Raw genomic sequence first — 1,482 nt, forward strand, 5'->3', positions numbered from 1 at the left:
TCAGGAAGAACATTCAGAAGAAACCCGTTCAGGAAGGCAGATCCATGCTTCCCGTAGCAGGAGAAGACAGCTGGAAACCTTTTCGTCAACGCCTCCTCCCTCTCCACCACCAGAAAGAAGGCGTGAGCGCTCTCGATCACCCATTTGGTCTACGTCAAAAAAGGATATCAGGCAGGCCGCGCAGCAAGTCGCGGTGCGATCCCATGCTGTTCTGAAAGGACTTAAAGATACGCAGGCCATTTTGAAAACCTATGGCGGAATGGTGGCTACAGGTATGCCGTGGCTGGCACCCATGCTGCCAGGTGAATATGGAGAAAAGGTTGCCAAACTACAGCCCTATATGGTTGATAACAGCCAGGCTGTGATTATTGATATTCGCGAAGCTCTACACGTTATTTTCAAGTTTAGCCAGACGGAAGTGTCTGAACTGATGAGCTGTAAAGACGAATTTTCTGTGCGTGTGTCTGGAGATGATATCCGCATTTTTGAGTACCCTGATGAGCTGCTTGGTGATAAGCCTGATGCGCTTCGTGAGGATTATCGCAGAGTGAAGGCTGGTGGTACTTCCCAGTTAGATATTGATTACAATGCTGTCATTCCTTGTACTGATGAGGTCGCCTTATCCCGGGTGCTGGATATTCTGTTTGCCTACTCAGACCCTGAATATGTGAAGGCGGCCCTTCGCGGAAATATGGAAGCGTTTAAGGGTGACTTGTCCGTATCAGCGAAAGTGACACTGATGTGTATGAGAGAGTCTCTCACAATGCTGGAAGAGTATAGGGGGGACGTGTTTTGGGAAGTGTGGCCTGGCCATAAAGAGAAATGGCCTTATTCCAGGGATGACACACAACCTGCCATTAAGTATCTACAGAGGTATTTCAACCTGTTGATTCAGGGGGAGCTTGAGCAGGCCAGATTGTCTTATCTGGGTATGGGTTTAGTTTTCGGTGTGAATGCTCTTATCAAGTTTAATATGCCCCAATCAGTAGCATCTCAAAAGATGGACGAGGCTGGTTCACCCCTTCAAGAGGTGGATTTAATGTCGAGGATGAGTACCCTTACCGTGTTTGATACCTCCAAATCAGAAACATCTGAAAAGATGGAAGAAAATGCTGGCTCTAAGGTTTAACTCTCCACTACTTCCAGCTGCTTGACGGGCAAAAGGGGTTGGAGGTTGTTGTAACAGATATGTTAACCCCATAAACAAAAGTCAGGAGCGGACGGATAAATAAACAATATCCCCATCTAACAACTGTAAGTACCCGGTACTTATTACAGTCAACTAATTTGAGGATATGTTATGGATCCGACCGGCGGCAGAAAGCCCTCTTTACCTTTTAGTGATCTGGCAGGAAGTCAGAGCTTTCTGGAACATGCCAAAGAGGCTCAACGCAGGAAAGATGAAAGATTGGCGGCATCTGCGGCTGTTTTTGGCAGAGATATTTCGGCAATGGATAGCTCCTCAGATTCGCCATTTATTTC

Annotated in this window: 2 protein-coding genes; both read left to right on the forward strand. The window is 47.0% G+C overall.

The window, feature by feature from the left end; all coding sequences use genetic code 11:
- Positions 1-193: 193 nt before the first annotated feature.
- Positions 194-1,129, forward strand: coding sequence for a hypothetical protein (locus E1189_RS06740; RefSeq protein ID WP_155159272.1), 936 nt, complete (start codon positions 194-196; stop codon positions 1,127-1,129).
- A 171-nt stretch (positions 1,130-1,300) separates the two neighbouring features.
- Positions 1,301-1,482: hypothetical protein (locus tag E1189_RS25310; protein WP_230460230.1), on the forward strand; the 182-nt coding region annotated here is incomplete at its 3' end.

Source organism: Parendozoicomonas verongulae (assembly GCF_009711465.1).
Lineage (GTDB): Bacteria > Pseudomonadota > Gammaproteobacteria > Pseudomonadales > Endozoicomonadaceae > Sansalvadorimonas > Sansalvadorimonas verongulae.